The 20,833-nt window shown below is 54.9% G+C and carries 22 protein-coding genes; 8 read left to right on the plus strand and 14 right to left on the minus strand.

What is annotated here, in order from left to right; all coding sequences use genetic code 11:
* Nucleotides 1–47: 47 nt before the first annotated feature.
* The 3 genes from WFL93_RS08340 to WFL93_RS08350 all read right to left on the minus strand — a co-directional run bounded on the left by WFL93_RS08340 (nucleotide 48) and on the right by WFL93_RS08350 (nucleotide 2,402).
* Nucleotides 48–803 (minus strand): molybdate ABC transporter permease subunit, encoded by a 756-nt coding sequence (locus WFL93_RS08340; protein WP_180824169.1) that lies wholly within the window; start codon nucleotides 801–803, stop codon nucleotides 48–50.
* The gene (locus WFL93_RS08345; protein ID WP_336777842.1) at nucleotides 803–1,726 is read right to left on the minus strand and encodes an extracellular solute-binding protein; all 924 of its coding nucleotides are present in this window, start codon (nucleotides 1,724–1,726) and stop codon (nucleotides 803–805) included. The genes WFL93_RS08340 and WFL93_RS08345 overlap by 1 nt, the downstream gene beginning before the upstream one ends.
* A gap of 115 nt (nucleotides 1,727–1,841) precedes the next feature.
* A complete protein-coding gene (locus tag WFL93_RS08350; protein ID WP_336777843.1) occupies nucleotides 1,842–2,402 on the minus strand; it encodes a thioredoxin in 561 nt (186 codons plus the stop codon).
* A gap of 288 nt (nucleotides 2,403–2,690) precedes the next feature.
* On the opposite strand from WFL93_RS08350, the gene WFL93_RS08355 reads away from it, so the two are divergent.
* From WFL93_RS08355 to ahr (WFL93_RS08365), 3 genes are all read left to right on the plus strand, one after another.
* Nucleotides 2,691–2,960 (plus strand): hypothetical protein, encoded by a 270-nt coding sequence (locus WFL93_RS08355; RefSeq protein ID WP_007889782.1) that lies wholly within the window; start codon nucleotides 2,691–2,693, stop codon nucleotides 2,958–2,960.
* A gap of 122 nt (nucleotides 2,961–3,082) precedes the next feature.
* A complete protein-coding gene (ahr, locus tag WFL93_RS08360; protein ID WP_336777844.1) occupies nucleotides 3,083–4,099 on the plus strand; it encodes an NADPH-dependent aldehyde reductase Ahr in 1,017 nt (338 codons plus the stop codon).
* A gap of 185 nt (nucleotides 4,100–4,284) precedes the next feature.
* Entirely contained in the window at nucleotides 4,285–5,301 is a 1,017-nt protein-coding gene (gene ahr / locus WFL93_RS08365; RefSeq protein WP_336777845.1) for an NADPH-dependent aldehyde reductase Ahr, read from the plus strand.
* 101 nt (nucleotides 5,302–5,402) lie between these two features.
* Here ahr (WFL93_RS08365) and WFL93_RS08370 read toward each other — a convergent pair whose 3' ends face one another.
* The 3 genes from WFL93_RS08370 to glsB form a co-directional block, all read right to left on the minus strand.
* A complete protein-coding gene (locus WFL93_RS08370; RefSeq protein WP_336777846.1) occupies nucleotides 5,403–7,142 on the minus strand; it encodes a DUF2534 family protein in 1,740 nt (579 codons plus the stop codon).
* A gap of 72 nt (nucleotides 7,143–7,214) precedes the next feature.
* Nucleotides 7,215–7,631 (minus strand): DUF2946 domain-containing protein, encoded by a 417-nt coding sequence (locus WFL93_RS08375; protein WP_336777847.1) that lies wholly within the window; start codon nucleotides 7,629–7,631, stop codon nucleotides 7,215–7,217.
* Between the two features lie 191 nt (nucleotides 7,632–7,822).
* On the minus strand, nucleotides 7,823–8,746 hold the full coding sequence (gene glsB / locus WFL93_RS08380) for a glutaminase B (RefSeq protein WP_336777848.1): 924 nt from the start codon (nucleotides 8,744–8,746) through the stop codon (nucleotides 7,823–7,825).
* Between the two features lie 145 nt (nucleotides 8,747–8,891).
* Between glsB and WFL93_RS08385 the strand changes: the two genes are divergently transcribed.
* Both WFL93_RS08385 and WFL93_RS08390 read left to right on the plus strand, forming a co-directional pair.
* Nucleotides 8,892–9,242, plus strand: coding sequence for a cupin domain-containing protein (locus WFL93_RS08385; protein ID WP_336777849.1), 351 nt, complete (start codon nucleotides 8,892–8,894; stop codon nucleotides 9,240–9,242).
* A gap of 179 nt (nucleotides 9,243–9,421) precedes the next feature.
* On the plus strand, nucleotides 9,422–9,886 hold the full coding sequence (locus tag WFL93_RS08390) for a heme-degrading domain-containing protein (protein WP_336777850.1): 465 nt from the start codon (nucleotides 9,422–9,424) through the stop codon (nucleotides 9,884–9,886).
* Nucleotides 9,887–9,944: 58 nt separating this feature from the next.
* Here WFL93_RS08390 and WFL93_RS08395 read toward each other — a convergent pair whose 3' ends face one another.
* The 5 genes from WFL93_RS08395 to WFL93_RS08415 all read right to left on the minus strand — a co-directional run bounded on the left by WFL93_RS08395 (nucleotide 9,945) and on the right by WFL93_RS08415 (nucleotide 15,909).
* On the minus strand, nucleotides 9,945–11,258 hold the full coding sequence (locus WFL93_RS08395; protein ID WP_336777851.1) for a c-type cytochrome: 1,314 nt from the start codon (nucleotides 11,256–11,258) through the stop codon (nucleotides 9,945–9,947).
* 2 nt (nucleotides 11,259–11,260) lie between these two features.
* Complete coding sequence (locus WFL93_RS08400) at nucleotides 11,261–13,030, minus strand: GMC family oxidoreductase (protein WP_336777852.1); 1,770 nt, start codon at nucleotides 13,028–13,030, stop codon at nucleotides 11,261–11,263.
* Nucleotides 13,031–13,048: 18 nt separating this feature from the next.
* Nucleotides 13,049–13,777, minus strand: a complete 729-nt coding sequence (locus WFL93_RS08405; RefSeq protein WP_336777853.1) for a gluconate 2-dehydrogenase subunit 3 family protein — start codon at nucleotides 13,775–13,777, stop codon at nucleotides 13,049–13,051.
* Nucleotides 13,778–14,053: 276 nt separating this feature from the next.
* Entirely contained in the window at nucleotides 14,054–14,878 is an 825-nt protein-coding gene (locus WFL93_RS08410) for a sugar phosphate isomerase/epimerase family protein (RefSeq protein ID WP_336777854.1), read from the minus strand.
* Nucleotides 14,879–14,895: 17 nt separating this feature from the next.
* Nucleotides 14,896–15,909: a LacI family DNA-binding transcriptional regulator gene (locus tag WFL93_RS08415; RefSeq protein ID WP_336777855.1), complete on the minus strand. Its 1,014-nt coding sequence runs from the start codon at nucleotides 15,907–15,909 to the stop codon at nucleotides 14,896–14,898.
* Nucleotides 15,910–16,314: 405 nt separating this feature from the next.
* On the opposite strand from WFL93_RS08415, the gene WFL93_RS08420 reads away from it, so the two are divergent.
* From WFL93_RS08420 to WFL93_RS08430, 3 genes are all read left to right on the plus strand, one after another.
* Complete coding sequence (locus WFL93_RS08420; RefSeq protein WP_007889761.1) at nucleotides 16,315–17,493, plus strand: Gfo/Idh/MocA family protein; 1,179 nt, start codon at nucleotides 16,315–16,317, stop codon at nucleotides 17,491–17,493.
* 8 nt (nucleotides 17,494–17,501) lie between these two features.
* A complete protein-coding gene (locus tag WFL93_RS08425) occupies nucleotides 17,502–18,443 on the plus strand; it encodes a sugar phosphate isomerase/epimerase family protein (RefSeq protein WP_336777856.1) in 942 nt (313 codons plus the stop codon).
* Between the two features lie 97 nt (nucleotides 18,444–18,540).
* Nucleotides 18,541–18,885, plus strand: a complete 345-nt coding sequence (locus WFL93_RS08430) for an ArsR/SmtB family transcription factor (protein WP_007889758.1) — start codon at nucleotides 18,541–18,543, stop codon at nucleotides 18,883–18,885.
* Here the strand turns inward: WFL93_RS08430 and WFL93_RS08435 are convergent.
* The 3 genes from WFL93_RS08435 to WFL93_RS08445 form a co-directional block, all read right to left on the minus strand.
* The gene (locus tag WFL93_RS08435; RefSeq protein ID WP_336777857.1) at nucleotides 18,878–20,068 is read right to left on the minus strand and encodes an MFS transporter; all 1,191 of its coding nucleotides are present in this window, start codon (nucleotides 20,066–20,068) and stop codon (nucleotides 18,878–18,880) included. The two genes, WFL93_RS08430 and WFL93_RS08435, sit on opposite strands and share 8 nt — an antisense overlap.
* Before the next feature lie 132 nt (nucleotides 20,069–20,200).
* Complete coding sequence (locus WFL93_RS08440) at nucleotides 20,201–20,509, minus strand: CcdB family protein (protein ID WP_336777858.1); 309 nt, start codon at nucleotides 20,507–20,509, stop codon at nucleotides 20,201–20,203.
* Nucleotides 20,510–20,511: 2 nt separating this feature from the next.
* Entirely contained in the window at nucleotides 20,512–20,751 is a 240-nt protein-coding gene (locus WFL93_RS08445) for a type II toxin-antitoxin system CcdA family antitoxin (RefSeq protein WP_071531055.1), read from the minus strand.
* Nucleotides 20,752–20,833 lie beyond the last annotated feature (82 nt).

Below are 20,833 nucleotides of genomic sequence, written 5' to 3' on the forward strand. Positions count from 1 at the left end.
GCGTAAGGTGCGCTTGAATGCGCACCTGGTCGCTATCAATGACGACCTTAAACGCGTCGTGACAGCGCAAAGCTGATCAACGGCACCGGCAAAGTAAACAGCAGCAGCAGCCACAGCAGTACATAAACCGCATCAATACCGTTGTTTTGCAGGTTGTTATACAGCTGAACCGGCATGCCTTGGGGGAAATAAGCAAAAATCATCACGATGCCAAATTCGCCCATTGCTCGCGCCCATGCCAGTGCGCTAGCGGAGGCCAATCCCGGCGCGGCCAGCGGTATCGACAAACGCCAGAAACGTTGCCACGCAGAAGCGCCAAGCGTGCGACCCGCTTCCAGAATATCCTGCGGTACACCGGCAAACGCGGAACGTGCGGTGGTGACGAAGTAGGGCAGCGCGCCATACCATTGCGCGAGAATAAACGCGGCAGGATTGTTAACCAGCGTCCAGCCAAACCTCCCCAACAGCTCACCTGGCAAACTATAAGGGCCGTAAGCGCTTACCAGCAAAATGCCCATTGCCAGCGGCGGCGTCAGCAGCGGAATCATCACCAGCAATTCAACGATCAATCGCGCACGACCGCGTGCCTGCGACAACCACCACGCCACCGGCAATCCACTGACAAAAATCAGTATCAGCGCGACAGCACCCAGGCCAAGCGAGGTCGCGATGGCATTGCCATCGCCCCACGCCAGCTGCAGATGCTGCCAGTGCGTAACGCCAATCAACGTGATAAAGGGCACCGCCAACAGCAGCAGTGCCGGCAGTGACAGCCATAGCGCAGTGGCGTGACGGGTTTTCATTACGGGTAGAGGGAACCGCCTTTTGGCGCGGCATAACCATTCTGTTTAAACAGCGCCTGGCCCGGCTGGCTCAGCATAAAATCCACAAAGGCTTGACCTGCAGCCGCGCCGTGTGGGGCATTTTTCAGCACCGCAGCGTAGTAAACCAGCGGCTGGGTGTGCAGCACTTCGTCATTGCCTGCGCTGTCTTTCACATTGAAACTCACCGTGTCGTACCACTGCTTCGCCATCGCCGGATTACTCAGATTAATCTCGTCGGGCAGCGCCACGTAGGGCAGGTGTGCGGAGATCACCTCGCTCTCATAACCCGCCGCAGCATCCACCTGGCCGCTCTCCAGACGCGTCAGCAGGCCGCCTTCCAGATGGGTTTGCGCCGGGTTTTGATAGCCGCCCATGATTTTATCGGCGATGCCAGGCTGCTGATAATATTTCTCAGCCAGCAGCAGGGTAAAGATGATGTTCTGACCTTTGGGATCGTTGATCGGATCGGTGCGACCAAATTTAATGCCCGGCGTTGCCAGTACCTTCAGCCAGCTGGCATCGCTGCCTTTGGCCTGCGCGAACTGCTGCGCGTATTTGCCTTTTGGGCTATAGGCCACCACCATGCTGGTGCTCGCCACTGGAATCGCGTCATCAATCAATCCCGCATCCTTCAGGATTTGCATCGGCCCCGGCGTAATCGAGACGAACACATCAGCGGTGATTTTCTTGCTCGCCAGCAAACGTGCCATGCCATAGGCGCCCTGACCCTGGCCTTCATAGTTGCCGTTGTTTTGTTTAGCGAAAGCTGGACCTAAAGATTGATCCATCACTTTACCCATCGAACCGGCATAAGTGACGCGGATATCGGTATTGGCTTGTGCATGCAGCGTAAAGCCCGCGCCGACGGTAAGCAGCAGCGCGCTGAGGTGAGTAAATCGCATTCCCTTTCTCGCTATATAATTAGGTAGATAACGATTATCGGAATTAGTGCGGACAGTGCAAGTGAAAATCTATTGCGAAATCATACTAAAGGCCCGTCGCAACGGGCCGAAGCGGCTATGCGAGGATGCGCTTTGCCCAGGATTCGATGTCGTCACCGCTGCCAATATCCAGCTGCACCAAACCGTTGGTGATGAAAGTTGGTGAAACATGAATGCCATTTTGGCGCGAATACTTGCTGTGCCATTTAATCTCGTTCTGCAACTCGGCGCGCAGGAAAGGCTCGCGAGCGTTTACGCCGCTGTATTTCTCCAGACGATCGAGTATCTGATTGGGCGTGGCATCCATATTTGGACCGTGGCTGTGATCGGTAAATTCGAACTCTTCACGATGATCGGCGACCGCCTGCAGCACCTTTTTAGCGGCCGCTTTGCCTTCGGGCAGGGTGGACGCGGCAAGGATGTAGCGCACAATCACGCCGGAATACATGTGCCAGGGCTGCGATTGCAGGCGAATCTTCAGCGTCATCTTCTCTTCTCCCACTAACTGCAGCAGCGCATCCAGCTTATTGAATGCACGTACCGAGAACGGGCAGGTCGGCTCCAGAAACACTTCAAACACCTTGGGGCCGTGGCCCCAAACCAGCGGGTCGGCATGTAATGCGGCGGATTGGCTCATTGTTATTCCCTGTAGAAATGCAGTTGAACGGATAACGCTGCCTTACTTTGGCAAAGCGCTGCGCCGACAGCCAGTGCAGGCTTGTGCTTTTTTGTTACAAGGCCATTCGGCTAGCGAAAATGCGCTGAAATAAAAATCGTTTTATAGATCCGCGAGCTACAAGAAAGTCAGCCCGCAGCGCCTTTGTGCATAAAATAAGCGACTATAGTTAGTTCTGTTTCAATTTTGTTTCTTGCAGCATTTTTAATTCATTTGCCTGGAGCCAAACGTTAAGCATCGAGGTTCAATGTGTTTGCCAATCTCTCCTGGAAAATCATCCATCAGGTTCTCAATGAAACCATTGCAGAACTCATGGATGAGCAACAAACGCTGGATGTCCCCACACTGCGCGAGCGGCTGCTGGAGATGGCTGAAAGCGAAACCGATGAATTAATGGTGCTCTGTTACTGGCAAGCGAGCAAAGTGCTGATGCGCTTACCGCCCACGGTCACCGCCAGCCAACTGATAGAAGAAGCGCGCGTGGCGTACCGCTCGCCGCTTAATCACGATCCTCTTTAACCCTGGATGCTTTTCCCCTGTCTATTCGCGGCAAAGTGACTAAGTGGCGGATTTATGGTCATGAGCGGTAAACACGCTCTGCTAGACTTGCCCTGTCAAAAACGTAGATACAGAGGACAGTAATGAAAATCAAAAGTTATGCCGCCTTGAATGCGGGTGAAGCGCTGGTGCCTTACGAGTATGAGGCAGGTGAACTGGCTGCGGAAGAGGTGCAGGTTGAGGTCGATTACTGCGGAGTGTGCCACTCAGATCTATCGATGATTGATAACGAATGGGGCATCTCCTCCTTTCCGGTGATTGCCGGCCATGAAGTGATTGGTCGTATCAGCGCGTTAGGTGCTGCAGCGCAGAGCAAAGGGTTGAAAGTCGGCCAGCGTGTGGGCATTGGCTGGACGGCAAAAAGCTGCCAGCACTGTAATGCCTGCATCAACGGCGAACACGTCAACTGTGAAAATGGTTCCGTGCCCACCATCATGAACAAGGGCGGTTTTGCCAGCCATCTGCGTGCCGACTGGCAATGGGTGATCCCGCTGCCGGAAGCGATAGATTACACTTCAGCAGGCCCGCTGTTGTGCGGTGGCATCACCGTGTTTAAACCGCTGTTGATGCATCATGTCACCGCCACCAGCCGCGTCGGTGTGATTGGCATCGGTGGCTTAGGCCACATGGCGATTAAACTGCTGCGCGCGATGGGTGCAGAAGTGACGGCGTTCAGCTCCAATGCCAGCAAAACCGAGTCAATTAAAGCGATGGGTGCCGATCGGGTGGTGAACAGCCGCGATCCGCAGGCGCTGAATGCACTGGCTGGACAATTTGATCTGATTATCAGCACGGTCGCGGTCGATCTTGACTGGCAGCCGTACTTCCAGGCGTTAGCGCCGCACGGCAAGTTCCACACCGTTGGCGCGGTGATGAAACCGTTCGAAGTGCCAGCGTTTAGCCTGATTATGGGCGATCGCGCGGTGACGGGTTCATCCACCGGCTCGCCAGGCCAGCTGCGTTCACTGATGAAACTGGCATCGCGTGCGGATATCGCGCCGCAGGTTGAAGAGTTCCCGATGTCAAAAATCAATGAAGCGCTGGATCACGTACGCGCGGGTAAAGCCAATTACCGCGTGGTTCTGAAAGCTGATTTCTAACCTCAGATGACCAGGTCGGCATGAATGCCGACCTCAGTTCGCAAGGTGCGCACGGCTGCGCACCGTTTTACTGCACTCACCTCCCTTCAAACAGCATCCACCCTCTTAATCACCTGATTATTCGGCACAATATTACGTGGTGCTTTGATAAACTGCTGCCAGCAAACCCAACATCGAGGACAGCAATGAAGATTTCCAGCTATGCCGCTCTGCAGGCGGGTGAGGCGCTGGTGCCTTACGAATATGATGCCGGTCCACTGGCCGCGGAAGATGTGCAGGTTGAGGTGGATTATTGCGGCGTCTGCCACTCCGATTTGTCGATGATCGATAACGAATGGGGCGGTTCGCGCTATCCGCTGATCGCTGGCCACGAAGTGATTGGTCGCGTCGTGGCGTTGGGTGATGCGGCGCACAATAAAGGGCTGAAATTAGGCCAGCGCGTGGGCATCGGCTGGACGGCGAAAAGCTGTCAACACTGCGATGCCTGCATCGAAGGCGATCAGGTGAACTGCGAAAACGGTAAAACCTCCACCATCAATAATCACGGCGGTTTTGCCAGCCATCTGCGTGCCAACTGGCAATGGGTGATTCCGCTGCCGGAGGCGCTGGATATCGCCACTGCCGGCCCTTTACTGTGCGGCGGTATCACCGTGTTCAAACCGCTATTGATGCACAATATTTCGGCCACCAGTCGCGTTGGCGTAATTGGCATCGGTGGGCTGGGGCATATGGCGATCAAACTGCTACGCACCATGGGCGCTCAGGTTACTGCGTTCAGCTCCTCAGCGACGAAAACCGATTCGATCAAGGCGATGGGCGCCGATCGGGTGGTGAACAGCCGCGATCCGCAGGCGTTAAGCGCGCTGGCAGGGCAGTTTGACCTGATTATCAGCACCGTGGCGGTAGATTTGGACTGGAAGCCCTATTATCAGGCGCTGGCGCGCAAAGGCGCGTTTCACACCGTCGGCGCGGTGATGAAGCCATTTGAAGTGCCGGCATTCAGTTTGATTGTGGGCGATCGGGCGTTAACGGGTTCGTCTACCGGTTCACCGGGACAACTGCGTGCATTATTGAAACTGGCATCGCGTACTGATATTGCGCCGCAGGTGGAGGAGTTTCCGATGTCGCAGGTGAATGCCGCATTGGATCACGTGCGCGCGGGTAAAGCGCATTATCGTGTGGTGATGAAAGCGGATTTTTAAACGCGTATTAGCACATACCGTAGCGGCGCGATTTATCGCGCAATAAATTGCGCCGCTACAACTTAGTGCATTGATAAAGAAAAAGTGCGCACCGTTTTACATCAGCCCCGCGAATCATCCTTCTCGCCGAGGAAGAAATACCACAACGGAATCGACGTTAGCGCGGTAAACACCGTGGTATACAACGCGATCATAAAGCCCTGCGTGATATACATGGTCAGCGACCAATGGCTAAACGGAATGCCATATTGATCGATCACCCCACCGATAATGGCATTGCTCATCACGGTGCCAACAATCAGCGCCAGAATAAACAAACCGCGCAGGAAGTAGCGCATCTCTTTGCGCTTCACCGCAAAACGCGCGCGGATAATGCCCAGCGGCGATTGCTGAGAAGCCAGCAGGGCCGCCTCATCCAGCGGCGCACGTTGCTGCTTGCGCCAGCGCAGAATATCCACCAGCAGGAAAGCCAGCAAACTCGCCCCCATCACCGGCAGCGCATAGCCAAGCGCCAGCGCCACCATCAACCAGGCACCTTTCGCATAATGCGGCAGCACCATCCAGCTTTCGGTCAGGGTTTGTGCCGGATTCGCTTCCACATCTTTCGGACGACGAATCCACCACATGCGATAACCCAACACGATCATGCTGCACAAACCCAAACCAAAGAACGCTAGTAACAGCTGATTAGGCAAACCAAACAGCACGCCCATGTGTGCGTCGACGCCCCAGCGCGTCAGCTTCGCAACTAACGGGAAACGATCGAAATAGACGTGATCCACCACGCTAAAGTCCTGTGGATTAACCGAAACCGCATCCACCTGAGTTGGCCAGCTGCGGTCAATTTCCGTTACCGCCCACGCTTTTTCCGTACTTTTTGGCTGACGCAATTCAAGTTTGGACGCGCTGAGTCCATCCTGACGCGCCGCATTCAGCACGCGATCCCAATCGGCATCGGCGGCGTTATTACGCATCGGTTTTGCCGGCGCCGCCGCCGGTTTGGTCATGGATGACATCGACATATTCATGCCCGCCATATCCATATCCGGCATATGATCGGCATGCGGATCGGCCGGTGCCATGGGCGCATCACTGTTCAGCGAGGTATTGACCTGCGGCGTCAGCCAGTTTAGCTCGGTACGCATGCGATCAATATTGCCGCCCGCCCACTGCGACCATGTCAGGCCAGTGACCGAGAAGAACACCAATCCGACCACCAGCGTTAAACCGAGCGTGACATGCCAGTGGCGGCTGAAGGCAAATCCTTTGCGCGGCTGTTTCAGCTTACGTTTTGGACGCGTTCCCAACCACAGCACTACACCGCCAAGTGCGGCGACCCACAGCCAGGATGCGGCCAGTTCGCTGTAATTGCGCCCGAAATCGCCAAGCAGCAGGCTGCTGTGAAGTAAGTCGATGGTAGTACGCAGCGGCAATACGCCGCTGGTGCCATACACCGGCAGATCACCGACTACTTTCAGGCTGTAAGGATCGATAAACACCGCGCGCGACTGCGAAGTGCCGAGTGACGAATCGCTGAATTGCACGCGCGTGGTGTCCGTTGCGCCGGGCGCCGGACGTACCGCGAAGATGTGCTGGTTCTCCCCAGCATAAGCGCGCGCGGCAGTGATTTGTGCCGACAGCGGCTGCGCATTGCCGTGCGGTTCGGCGGTCAGCGCATCGGCATAAATCAGGTTTTCCAGCTGGGGTGTTAACACGTAAAGCGTGCCGCTGAGTGCCGCGATAAAGATGAACGGGGCGACAAACAGACCGATGTAAAAATGTAAGCGACGTAGCAAATTAAGCACCGCACCGCGCGGTGCTGCAGAGTGAGCAGCAGACAAAGCCGTCTTCCTTCCAAAAAGAAATTGTCTTAGCGCAACGCTACAGTTGAGCGTGCACTGCAATAAATTAAGTCAGCAGGGAAGAAGTGCAGGAGGGGCGCGCGGTCGATGGATGCTGCTAATGCGACGTACAATCGGCGCAACCACATGTGGCAGCGGCGGCGCACGCGAAATCACCATGATCAGCCAGATGAACGGGATGAACACCCACATCAGCAGCGGGACATGCACCAGCAGATCGCAATAGCCACAGGCGAACTCGCCGTCATCCATCATGTGATGGCTCATGCCGGGCATCGGCATATCCGCCATCATCATCTCATGATGGCTCATCGAGCTGGTCATCATGCTGTGTTGCGGCATCGCCATCATCTGGTTTTGCCGCTCCATCAACGTTTTCGACACAATCGGCGCGACGAACAGCAGCAGCACCGCCACAATGGCGACACAGGCAGTCAAACGCTGGCGGAAGTGATGTGTAAACGTCATGGTTGCTAGTGGATGATTCCTTAAATGAGGCCGAAGTGTAACGCGATTGACGTGGATGGGTTAAAAAAATAGAGGCTATTTAAGAAAAAATTCGCACCTTTTGAAAATAGTCACTTAACGCGCCGCGTTTGTTAACCCCTATGTAACTTGATAAAAACAGAGAAGAAACATTACCGCTCGGGCCGAGAAAATCAAAAAATCGATCGTCCCAGCCGCTCGGTGAGTTTTTCCAGCAGCGCGGTGCCGGCCAATGAGTTGCCCGAGTGATCCAACGCAGGAGACCAAACCGCAATACTCATCTCGCCGGGAATCACGGCCACAATACCGCCACCAACGCCTGATTTAGCCGGCATCCCAACGCGCCAGGCGAACTCACCGGCGCCATCGTACATGCCGCTGGTCATCATCAACGCATTCACCTGACGCGCCTGACGCGGCGAGATCACCGCCGATTCGTCATCCTGAGTGCGGCCGTGATTCGCGAGATACAGGAAGGTGCGCGCCAACTCTTCGCAACTCATCGACAGCGAGCAGTAGTGAAAATAAGTTTCCATCACTTTGCTGACGTCGTTGTGGAAATTGCCAAACGATTTCATCAGCCAGGCAATCGCCGCGTTGCGCGCCGAATGCTCGTATTCAGAACGCGCCACGACGCGGTCGTAATTGATGTCCGGTTGCTGCGCCAGACGACGCACAATTTCCAGCATGCGCTGACGCGGTGCGGTGAGGCGGCTTTCCAGCAGATCGCACATCACCAGCGCGCCGGCATTAATAAACGGATTGCGCGGTTTGCCCTGTTCCAGCTCAAGCTGTACCAGCGAATTAAATGCCTGCCCGGAAGGCTCTTTACCGACGCGTTGCCAGATCTCGCCATCTTCGTACAGCGTCAGCGCCACGCTGAGTGACAACACTTTGGAGATTGACTGGATGGAGAAACGGGTCGCAGCATCGCCCGCCTGAAAACAGCGGCCATCGGGCGTGCAAATAGCGATGCCGAGCCGATCAGCGTCTACATCGGCCAGCGCCGGAATATAATCCGCCACTTTTCCCTGCTGGGTTAATGGGCGAACTTCGCTAACTATCTCTTCAAGCAGTGCATTACTGAGTTCCGACACCTTCACGCTCCGGGTAGCCAATCGTGGCCAGGATAATGGTGATTTGCACGCAGCGCGTCAATCGGCAGCGCGAAATTCTGTGAGCCTTCTGGGTGAAGCCTGCGTTACAGTGCGGGCTGTTTTCATTAACTGTAGAGCCCGCGCGATGATAACCAACCTATTCCGCGATTTCCCCGCCGCCGCACAGAACGGCAGCGCTGAGACGTATGAAGCGCTGCTGGCGCAGCCTAATCTGCATATCGAACGCATCGTTTCGACCGGGCAAGCGAGTCCACCCGATTTTTGGTACTGCCAGACGCAGGGTGAATGGGTGATGGTTTTACAAGGTTCGGCCGGATTGCAGCTGGAAGGCGAAGCGCAGGAGCGCCATCTGCATGCCGGCGATTTTGTCGAGATTCCAGCAGGCTGCCGCCATCGCGTTAACTGGACGGACAGCAGCGGCCCAACCGTGTGGCTCGCGGTGCATTTCGGCGCGCTGCCGACGGATTTGGCTTAAGGACGCTTGCCGACGCTGAGCGTCAACGTGGTCCAGCGGCGCGCCTATGATCTTGAGGTTGAGAGGGTGGCGCACGATTCCGCTCAGTGACTAATGAACTGAGAGCCTCATCACGTGCGAAAAATATATTCCATGTTATAAAATATGGAAAATTAATTTCAATTTGAGAGGATTCTATCATGTCATCGCTCCCGTCTCTGGACAGCCTGTTGCAGCAGGAAGCCGAGCACCGTTTACCGCAGTTTGATTTCGATTTAGCCTGGCAAATTGGACAAAGCATCCAGCAGCGTGGCCGTGAAGAGAATGCGCCTATCGCTATCGAAGTCTATGCATTTGGTCAGGTGCTGTTTCTGTCTGCATTGCCAGGTTCCGCGCCAGAGAATCTGGAATGGATGCGACGCAAACGTAACACCGTGTTGTTAACCGGTCACTCGTCGATGTACGTGGGGCTTTTTAATGAGCAGAAGGGCGAGCGGATGGCACAGCAGCGCAATATCCGTCAGGAAGATTACACCGATCACGGTGGTTCCTTCCCACTGCTGACTTCTCAGGGCGCGATCCTCGGCGCCGTCACCATCAGTGGTTTACCTTCCGCAGACGATCATGCGTTAGCGCTGTGGGGAATTACCCAGCTGCTGCGCTGATAATCCAACGTGAAGCGGCGCGATAAATTGCGCCGCTTCTGATGAAAACAATGACTGTTTATTTCATCGCGGGCAGTTTCAACTTATCGCCTGCGCCGGTGGCTTTGCGTAGATCGGCAACCTGACTGGCTTTCACTTCTGCACCCTGATTGCCCCACGAGTTTCTTACGTAGTTGAGCACGTCGGCCATCTCCTGATCGTTAAGCTTCCAGGAAAATGCCGGCATGCCTGCGGACGTTGGGCGGCCTTCGGTGTGCGGCGCACGAGCGCCATCCAGCAGCGCATGAATCATGTTGGTCGGATCGTTCTGCATTGCGCCATTGTTGGCGAAGGCTGGCACCATACCGGTGATACCTTCACCTGACAAACCGTGGCAGGCAGAACAATCCACTTCATAACGCAGTGCGGCCTGATCCTGACGCGCTTTATCCATCACAAATCCGCTGGCTTTTGCGCTGGACGACGCCGGTAAGCTGCGCAGATAGGTAGCGATGGATTGCAGATCGCGATCGTTAAAATATTGCGTTGAGTGTTCAACCGCTTCCGCCATCGGGCCTGCCGCCACACTCTCTCCGTTGGAGCCGGTTTTCAGGTAGTCGGCAATCTGCGTGTCGCTCCATTTACCAATGCCAGCGTGTGGATTTGGCGTGATATCCGGTGCGTACCAGCTGCCCAGATTACCGCCTTGCAGATATTGGCTACCGATCTCGCCGCCTAGCGCGTTGCGTGCGGTGTGGCAAACGCTACAGTGCGCCGGACCGTCCACGATATATTTGCCGCGATTCCACTCGTCGTTCTGCGCGGTTTGCGGTTTAAACGCATTGTTATCAAAGAACAACAGGTTCCAGCCCGCCATCGCCAGACGAATGTTATACGGGAAGTTCATGCCCGCATTTTCATCCACGGCGTTGTTCACCGGTTTTTGCGCCGAGAAGTAGGCCCAAAGATCGTGCATGTCGCCATCGTTCATCTGGGTGTACGCGGTGTACGGCATCGCCGGATACAGGAAGCCGTGATCGCCACGTCCCTGACGCACCGCGTTGAAGAAATCGCGCTCGGTCATTTTGCCGATTCCGGTGGCGCGATCTGGCGAAATGTTCGAGGTTTTCAGCGCGCCAAACGGCGTATCGATGTTGTAGCCGCCGGAGAAGTCGGCATTGTGGCAGGCGGCACAGTCGGCAAGACGCATCACATATTCGCCGCGTTTGATGGCCGCATCATCGTTGCTGTGAAAATCGGCCAACTGCACCTTATCGTCGGCAACGTTGGAGCGAGCGCTGTCTAACACCACCCATAATCTGCCTGTTGCCGCAATGCCCGCCAGCACCGCCAGCGCGGCGAGGGTGTAAGTTATTTTCTTTGCTTTCGCCATGATTACGCCCCCACCAGCGGTGCCGGATTGTTGATGTACTTCTGGTGAATCGCCTGTGCGGCGCGAACCGCCAGCGCACCAATGGTGATGGTGGGGTTGTAACCGCCGTTATTCGGGAAGGCCGACGCGCCCACCACAAACAGGTTGTGCGCATCCCAGCTTTGCAGATAAGGATTGAGGGCCGAGGTGCTGGGATCGGCGCCCATCACCGCACCACCAATGGTATGCGAACTGTGCTGCTGGTAAGGGTTCCAGCTCTTCTCTGCTTGGTTATCGACCACCATGTGCTGGCCGCCCATCTCTTTCATGATGTTGATAGCGCGGTCGGTAACATATCTCGCCATGCGCACATCGTTCTGGTTCCAGTCGAAGGTGGTGCGGATCAGCGGTTGGCCGTGACGATCTTTATAGTTCGGATCGAGATCGAGATAGGCTTCACGCATCGGCATTGAGGTGCCCTGGCAGAAGATGGTGCCAGCGCTTTGGTAATCGCGTTTGTAGCCCGCTTTCCACTCGCTGCCCCAACGCCTGGTGCCAGGACGCAGGCTATTCATGTTCTGAATCGGACGGCCGTTGGTGGAGAAGCCCATGATGCCCGCGCCGCCAATGAAATCGAGTTCGCTGTGATCGAAGTTATCGCCGTTGAAATCATCGATTTGCACCGCAAGCGCGCCGCCGCCGATGAACGGGTTCATATATTCGTTATCGAAGTAACCGGTGACCGTGGAGCAGGTTTGATAGTTGTAGTTTCGGCCAATGGTGCCGCGACCGGTCAGCGGATTGTATTGCTCGCCTACGCCGGAGAGCAGCATCAGGCGCACGTTATCCATCTGATAAGCAGTGATGCAGACGATATCGGCTGGCTGGAAGCCTTCCACGCCATCCTGCGTGATGAATTTAACGCCTTTTACCGTTTTGCCATCGTCATGTTTCACCGCGTGCAGCACTTCGGTTTCGGTCAGCAGCGTGAAGTTCGGGCGGCGCATCAGCACCGGCAGAATGCACGCTTGCGGTGATGATTTGGAAAAGTTGCCGCAGCCGTGGAAGTCGCAGAAGCCGCAATAGGTGCACGGGCCCATACTGACGCCGAGTGGGTTCACGTAAGCCTGAGAGAGATTACCTGCAGGGATAGTGAAGGGGTGATAACCCATGCTCTCGGTGGTTTTACGGTATTTGCTCATCCAGTGCGTATCTTTCAGCGGTGGCGTCGGATAGTCGCGCGAGCGCGGTCCTTCAAACACGTTGCCGCCTTTCTGCAACTGACCGTTGAGATTGCCGGCGATTCCAGACGTCCCGGCAATACGCTCAAAGCGATCGTAAAACGGCGCCATGTCGTCGTAGGTCACGCCCCAGTCCTGCAGCTGCAAACCCTGCATCTTTTTAACGCCGTAGCGCTCGCGGGTTTGCTTTGCCACTTCAAAATCCCACGGCGTAAAACGCCATGACATGCCAGCCCAGTGTGTGCCTGCGCCGCCGACGTTCCAGCCAAACTGAAACGCTGACCAGTTACGCACCGGGGCGGCGAGCTGATCGCTGCGGTTACGGAAGGTGGTGGTTTCCACGCTCATTGGCTGCAAAATTTTACGGCGGGTATGAAAACGCAGTTCATCGGCATCAATGGCGACCGGGAAATCGGTCGAGGTATCACGCCAGGCTCCGCGCTCAATGGCAACCACATTGAGTCCCGCACGGGATAGCTCTTCCGCCATCACCGAACCGGCCCAACCCAGGCCGACGATCACCACGTCAGCTTTATTTCTTACTAGTGACATTAACTCAGCTCCGGCTATTTAATCGTTAGGAATCAGACTGACGGGAATAAGTGCCAGATTTTCGTTACGGCGTTCGATATAAGGACGATAGTCATAGCGCGCACCGGGAAAACCGATCATCTTCCAGCCCGCCATATTTTTATTACCGCCATAAATCGGATCGGCCAAATAGCTTTCACGCGCGTTTTGCAGCATTAATTCAAACAGCGCCTGGCTATTTACGTCTGCTCCTAAATCAATTTTGCCGTCTTCCATCTTTGTCAGAAATTCATCGATCTGCTGCGCAGATAAGGTATGCAATGAGGCCTGATGATGTTGTTGTGCCCACTTTTCCAGCGCCGCTAAGCCGGTTAAATAGCGCGCTTTCGGTGGCGTGAGAAATTGCGGGCTGCCCATCAATGCTTCTTCATTTTCCGGGTGCAGCGGCGCCTGTAAATAGAGCGCTGCGCCAGAACCATAATCACCCGCTAATTGGTTATCGAGGAATTCAATCGCGCCCGCTTCACTGGCGGATGGGCCAAGATCATCGGCGGGGATCAGACGATCAAAAATGGCCGCCAGGTTTTGTCGATCCAATGGGTTGGTGAGTACCTGATAGCCGTCTTGCCATGCCGGCTGGGGCAGGTGATCAGAACTGAGTTGGGTCTCCAGCGGGACGTTATGCAGCTCTTTGGCGCGCAGCTGCGGCGCGACGGCGAGCGATGCAACAATGCCGCTGAGTGAAAAGAGCGCTTCTCTTCGGTTCATACTTCTTATCCCTTAATCATTCCATCCTCAGATGGACACCACAGATTATTATTTACAGAGCACGACGTTCTAAACTGACAGACGCAGTGATGCCCAATGCAAATAGCGCACAGGCGTCATCGACGAATCCGCGTTCGTTATTATTTTTTGGCAGAAGGTATTAAAATACGCATCGCGCGTTGCAATAGGGCCAACGCGCTATTTATCAGGCTGGAGGTTTTCCGCGCCATGGCAAATAAGCTTCACGGGAAACCCGTTAATCGGGCTCCCTTTCTGTTAATTAATATATTTATTCATATCATCAATGCAGTGACGGGAAATATCCCACAGGTCATCTTCCCAGTTATGCGGGCTTAATAATTCTGGCGACCAGACGCCATCGTATCCGGTAGCCTTCACCGCTTCGACCCAGGCGGCAATATCCACATCGCCTTCACCCGGCGCATAGTTACGTTGCACCCATTCGTCCCAGGCCTCGCCCGGTTTAGCCGCGCGGCCATCGCAGAAATGCACGCCGTAAATCAGAGCTTTATCCATGCGCGCCACTTCCGCTGGCGTGGTAGCGCCGCCCGCATGCAGATGCCAGAAATCCACTACCACACCCAGGTTATCTTTGCCGCTCTGTTTGATCAGATCGAGCGCGTGCTGCAGTGAGTTGAATGCGGTGAACGCCACTACTTCAATCTGGAATTTGATGCCGAGTGGCGCACCGATATCGGCAATCGCGGAGATGTTGTCCAGCAGGATGGCATCGCGCTCGGCATTAGTCAGGTGATCGAGTTCGGTCAGCGCCATGATTTGCACCACTGGACAACGCAGCTCCACAGCGGCCTGGCAGATTTTTTCCGCTTCTTGCAGCAGCTCGGCTCGCGCTTGTGGCTCATGGCGACCAATACGTTTCAGTGCATTGATGCAGGTAATCTCGATGCTGTATTTCGCCATCAAATCGCGGTAGGCGGCATAACTGCCACCGTTATCCAGATAGCGATACAGATGTTCTGGCAGGATTTCTAATCCGCTAAAGCCCGTTTCATGGGCGATGCGTAACTGAGTGACGGCATTGCTGTACCAAACAGACACGCCATGCAACGACAACTTCATCTCTCCTCCTTGTTACCTCACGGCTTCAGGTGAGAGCGACGAACACGCAATTCTCCCTGAGACCAAACGCCACCTGGAGTGGCACGTCCATCAATCAGCCGGTTTAAGGCTTCTGTGATGATCAAATCAATACGCTGGCTGAAGCTGGTGAGCTGCCAGCTCGGCAGACTGGCTTCATCGATGTCATCAAAGCCCACCACTGCCATAAATTTATTGCCTGCACCTTCGCGCAGGGCGGCTAACGCACCGAGTGCCAGCACATCGTTTTCACAAAATAGCGCTTCGATGCGCTGATCGGGCGCTTGCGCGTTTAGGTAATCGGTTAACGCCGTATAGCTGCACTCGCGGGCATAAGCGCCTGCCATCAGCAGCACGTCGAGCTGCAAGCCGGCATCGTTCAGCGCGAGCTGAAGGCCCTCCAGACGCAACGTGTGGTGGCTTCTGGTGGCGGGTCCCATCATGTAACCGATGCGCGTATAACCCTGTGCCAGCAGCAGTTCACCTAGCTTTTTGCCCGCATGTAAGCCATCAATGCTGACCACTTCAATGCCAGGCTCATCATTGTTACGGCACACCTGCACTAACGGAATGTGGTGCATCTCGCGCGCTACGGCGATTAATTCATCACTCAGCACCGTGCCGAGAAACAGCATGCCATCAACCTGCAGCTGGTCGGCCAGCGAAAGCACTGCGCGATAATTTTCGCCGCTGCCGATATTTAACAGCAATGCCATATAACCGCGCTGTTGCAGCTGGCGGGTGACAGTGTCGAGCATCAACATGGTGTGCGGATTTTTTAGCTCGTCGATCACCACGCCAATAATATGTGTCTTCTTTTGCGACAGGCTGCGTGCCAGCAGGTTAGGGCGATAGCCGAGCTCGCTGGCAATGGCCATGACACGTTCGCGCGCTTTGTCAGAAATTGACGCGCCCGGCGTAAAAGCGCGCGAGACCGTCCATTTCGAGACGCCTGCCAACCGGGCAACGTCGCTGGCGGTGGCTTTGTGTGATTTATCGGTTGGTTTACTCATAGCACCTGCGTAGGGGTATTAACGGAAGACCCCCAGCATTGAACGTTAAAGCCAACGGAAAATAAACACCTGAGCGCACGCATTTGGCGCAAAGCGCGACAAATAATCTTGTTTTTATGATGTTGCGATTATGTTTGATCAGTGCACCCGATTGCAACATTTTTTGCAATCGGGTGCATTACATTAAGATTTTGTGATCGATTTCGCTGATTTGCACTTTGCCAGATTGACGGGAAAGTCAATATCGCTGACATTTCGCTCAGTTTAACGCGAGAAAATGGCGTTTATACTCATGAGTGCAGGCTTTTTTGCACCCGGTAACAAAGTTAATGTTAGCAGAATAAATACCCTCGAATCTTACTGTCACTCAGTTTGCACCCGGGTGCAAAATTAACAGGAGTTGTTATGCTCAACGGTGAAAAGAGTATCCCACGTCCATTGCGCTGGGCCATGATCGGCGGCGGTCGTTTAAGCCAGGTTGGCTATAAACACCGTTCTGGCGCCCTGCGTGATAACACCGCCTATCAAATGGTGGCGAGCGCGTTTGATATTGATGCCGAGCGCGGTCGCGATTTTGGCGTCAATCTCGGCCTGGCGGCAGAACGCTGCTACGACAATTATCAGCAGCTGCTGGCCGAAGAGGCGAAGCGGGAAGATGGCGTGGAAGTGGTATCGATTGCCACGCCAAATGGCACTCACTATGAAATTACCAAAGCCGCTCTGAATGCTGGTATTCACGTGATTTGCGAGAAGCCGCTGTTTTTCACCTGTGCCGAAGCGCAGGAAATCAAACAACTGGCCGCGACGAAAGGCTTGATCGTTGGCGTGACGTACGGATTCTCTGGCCATCCGCTGCTGATGCAGATGCGCGCGATGATCGCTAATGGCGAAATTGGTGATGTGCGCATGGTGGAGTTGCAATACACCCACGGCTTTAGCGCCAATGACAGCGCCGACAAGTTCAGCGAAGCGCAGAAATGGCGGGTCGATCCCAAAATTGCCGGACCTTCGTTTGTCCTTGGGGATATCTCTACTCACACCTTCTACATCTCACAGCTGGTGCTGCCGCAGCTGAAAGTGAAATCGCTGCTGTGCGATCGCCAGAGCTTTATTCCGTCACGCGCGCCGCTGGAAGATAACGCGATGGTGTTGATGCATTACGACAACGGTGCGGTAGGGCGCATGTGGGCGTCCTCCATCAACGCCGGTTCGATGGACAGCCAAAGCATTCGGGTGATTGGTTCGCGCGCCAGCCTGGAGTGGAGCGATTACAACCCGGGCGAGCTGAAGTATGAAGTGCAGGGCCAACCGAATCAGATTATGCATCACGGCATGCCGTATCTGCACGAAAGCGCCCTGGCTGATGAACGTCTCGGGGCGCTGCATACCGAAGGGCTGGCGGAATCCTGGGCCAATATCTATCTCAAATTTGCCATCGCCATCAGCGCCACGCAACGCGGCGACCAACAGACGCTCGATAACCTGATATATCCGGACATCAACGCCGGGATTGAAGGTGTGCGCTGGATCGAAAACTGCGTGCGGTCTGCGGATAACGGCGCGAGCTGGGTTAATTACGAATAAGGAATGCCATGAAACTCTCTTTTTGTACCGATAGCCTGGGTCATCTGCCGTTTGAACAGATGCTGGATAAACTGCTGGAGCTGGGGGTTTACGGCGTTGAAATGACCACCGGTGGCTGGTCCCCGGCGCCGCATCTGCGCACCGAAGCGCTGCTGGGGAGCGCGACGCAACGGCAGCAGTTGCTGCAGGCGCTGGAGAGTCGCGGCATGTCAATTGCGGCGCTGAATGTGTCGGGAAATCCGCTCGATCCGGGCGAGTTGGGCAATAAGCACAAGCGCGATACGGAAAACGCGCTGGTTTTGGCCGGTGAATTGGGCGTGAAGAAAATCGTCATGATGAGTGGCCTGCCGCCCGCTGGCCCGCATGACACCATTCCCAACTGGATCACCTACACCGTAAGCTGGCCGCCCACGCTGAAAAACTGCCTCGATTATCAGTGGAATGAAGTGGCAATTCCTTACTGGCAAGGGCTGGTGGAACGTGCCAAAGCCAGCGGCGTCGAAAAGTTTGCACTTGAAAACTTCAGCTCGATGCTGGTGTGGAATCCGGAAACCCTGTTCCGTCTGCGCAATGCGGTGGGCGATATGGTCGGGCTGAATCTCGATCCCAGCCATCTGCTGTGGATGGGAGCCGATCCGATTGCTGCCGCGCGCGCGCTCGGCCCGGCGATTCATCACTGCCACGGCAAGGATGTGCGACTGGAACGTGGGCTGGTGAACATTAACGGCTTACTGGAAACCAAACCGGTGGAAGACGTTGCCAACCGTGCGTGGAACTATGTTGCAGTGGGCTGCGGCCAGGATCTGCAGTGGTGGAAGGAGTTCTTCTCGGTGGTGCGCATGATGGGTTACAACGATTGGGTATCGCTGGAGATGGAAGATCTTACCATGTCGGTGGACGCCGGCATCACCTCATCAATTGCGGCACTCAAGCAAACCCTTAGCCAGTAAGGTGCAATACACGGCGGGTTTGCGCTCGCCGTGTGCTGTACTTCCTCCAGCGCCTGCCTGATAATTCGTGCTTATACGAACCATTGAGAGGCAAGCCATGCTGGAAAATCACCCACCGCGCGCTGATATTCGTCTGGAAAATGTACTGGCGGCACTGGGCAATCCGATGCGCATGACGGTAGTCAGCATTCTGGCGGATGGCGGTGAACATACCTGCGGATCGCTGCTGAAAGGCGTATCGAAATCCACCTTGACCCATCACTGGCGCGTGCTGCGCGAGGGCGGCATTATCTGGCAGAAACCGTCCGGCCGCGAAAACCTGCTGTCATTGCGACGCGACGATCTCGACGCGCGTTTTCCCGGTTTACTGGATTCGTTATTGAGTGCCACTGAGCAAGATGCGCTCACCACCGCCACGCTGAATGAGTTCCACGTTAAATAACCCGCGCGCGGCCCGCCAGCGTAGCCACCACCATCTGCAACGCCGCAATCACTAATAGCAACATTAGCGGCCACTGCCAGCTGCCGCTGACGTCATGCAGCAGGCCAAAGCACAACGGCCCGAGCGCCGCCAATCCATAACCGACGCATTGCGCCATGCCCGATAATTTCGCGGCCTGCAGATGATCACCGGTGCGCAGATTAAACAGCGTCAGGCAAATCACCATTGATGCTCCCGCCCCCAGCCCCGCCAGAATCAGCCACAGTAGCGCGTAGTTCGGCGCAAGCAGCAACCCTGCTACGGCCACAAAGATTGCCAGTGACGCGAGAAAACCGATTACGCGCTGATCGCGCATTCTCTTCAAGGCGCTCATGCAGGCCAGATTCGAAACGATCGCCACTATCTGATACACAAACAGCATGCCGCCGGCTTCCAGTTGACTGATGCCGCTGTCTTGCGCGAAAGGGGTGAACCAGCCAATTAAGGTGTAAAACACCAGCGACTGGCAAGCCATAAACAGGGAAACCTGCCAGCCTAATGCGGCGCGCCAGGGCGATCGCGTGAGAGTGGCGCTGGCTGTACCTTTTTTCTGAGTGGCGGGCTTTTTCAAATACGGCAGCCAGGCGAGCAGCGCGACTACCGCCGGAATCAGCCATACCGCCAGCGAAAGACGCCAGCCTGCGCTGCTCAACTCTGCCAGCGGCACGACAACGCCAGACGCGATACTGGCGGTAATCGCCATGGTCATTGCATACAGCCCAATATAACGCGCGGTATGCTCGGTGAAATCACGCTTAATTAGCGGCGGCAGAAGCACATTGGCGGCAGCAATACCGGAGCTGAGAATTACGGTGCCGGCCCACAGGGCATTTTCACTGCCGCTAATGCGCAGCACCGATCCCAGCGTAATCAGCAGCAACGCGCCCCATAAACTGCGCTCCAGACCAAAACGATTGCCGAACCACGCAGCCGGTGGCGCTAAGGTGGCAAACATCAGCAGCGGTAAGAAGTTAATCACCCCCGCCGCGCTGGCGCTCAGGCCAAACGTCAGACGAATATTTTCCAGCACCGGACCGACCGCCGTAATCGGCGTGCGCAAATTGGCCGCCGTCAGCAGCAGCAAAAACAGGAAAAAACCAGAACGACGTAGGGCAGGATTCGCAGATAAGGCGGTATGGGTCATATTTTCGCACCATAGCAATGAGGCAGACCAGGTCTGCATATGGTGCGTTGGTTGACGTTAACGCTTACGCAGCGGCGGCAGGCCGCTGAAAGGAGGGCAATATTAACGAGGGGATGTGCTGATGTAAAGTTCTCAGAACCCATCGAAGATAAAATCAATCGAATCTTTAATGCGCTGTCGATAAACATGCGCATCCATAACTTGATCGCCGAGAAGTGATTCGCGTACGCTTGCCATTTCGTGGGTCATGACTAAGTATTCCTCACCTTCAACATTAATCACCGGATTGAGTCGCTTCACCTGGTTTTTTTTGAATAGATTAACGGGATAAAGTGGAATAACGATTCGCGAGGCCAGCTCGCCGATAATCTCGCTTTGGGCATCTATCAAAAAAGGGTATTCGCTATTCTTGTTAGTGTTGCGATAAATGAAATATTGCATTGCTAAAACGTCCTGTATTCATCCGACAGTAATCCATGTTCTTCAGTGATGCGGTTCAACTCTTGTAAACCTTCGCTATTTTCACGCTTCCATCTTTCTGCTTCTGTTGCTCGGATCTCATGTTGCAAAGCTCGGGAGAGGATTGCTGATAGATTAAGGCCAGCTTCTCTCGCTTGTTCAAGCAAAGTGGGTTCAAGTGTCACACTGACTGTTTTTTTTTGTCTTACAGTTGTAGATGGCATAATTTCCCCGTGTACATTACACGTGTATAAACATGTGTGATGAGTATGTGTGATGAGTATGTGTGATGTTTGCTGATACTTC

This window comes from Pantoea sp. USHLN256 (assembly GCF_037149875.1).
GTDB lineage: Bacteria > Pseudomonadota > Gammaproteobacteria > Enterobacterales > Enterobacteriaceae > Pantoea > Pantoea nemavictus.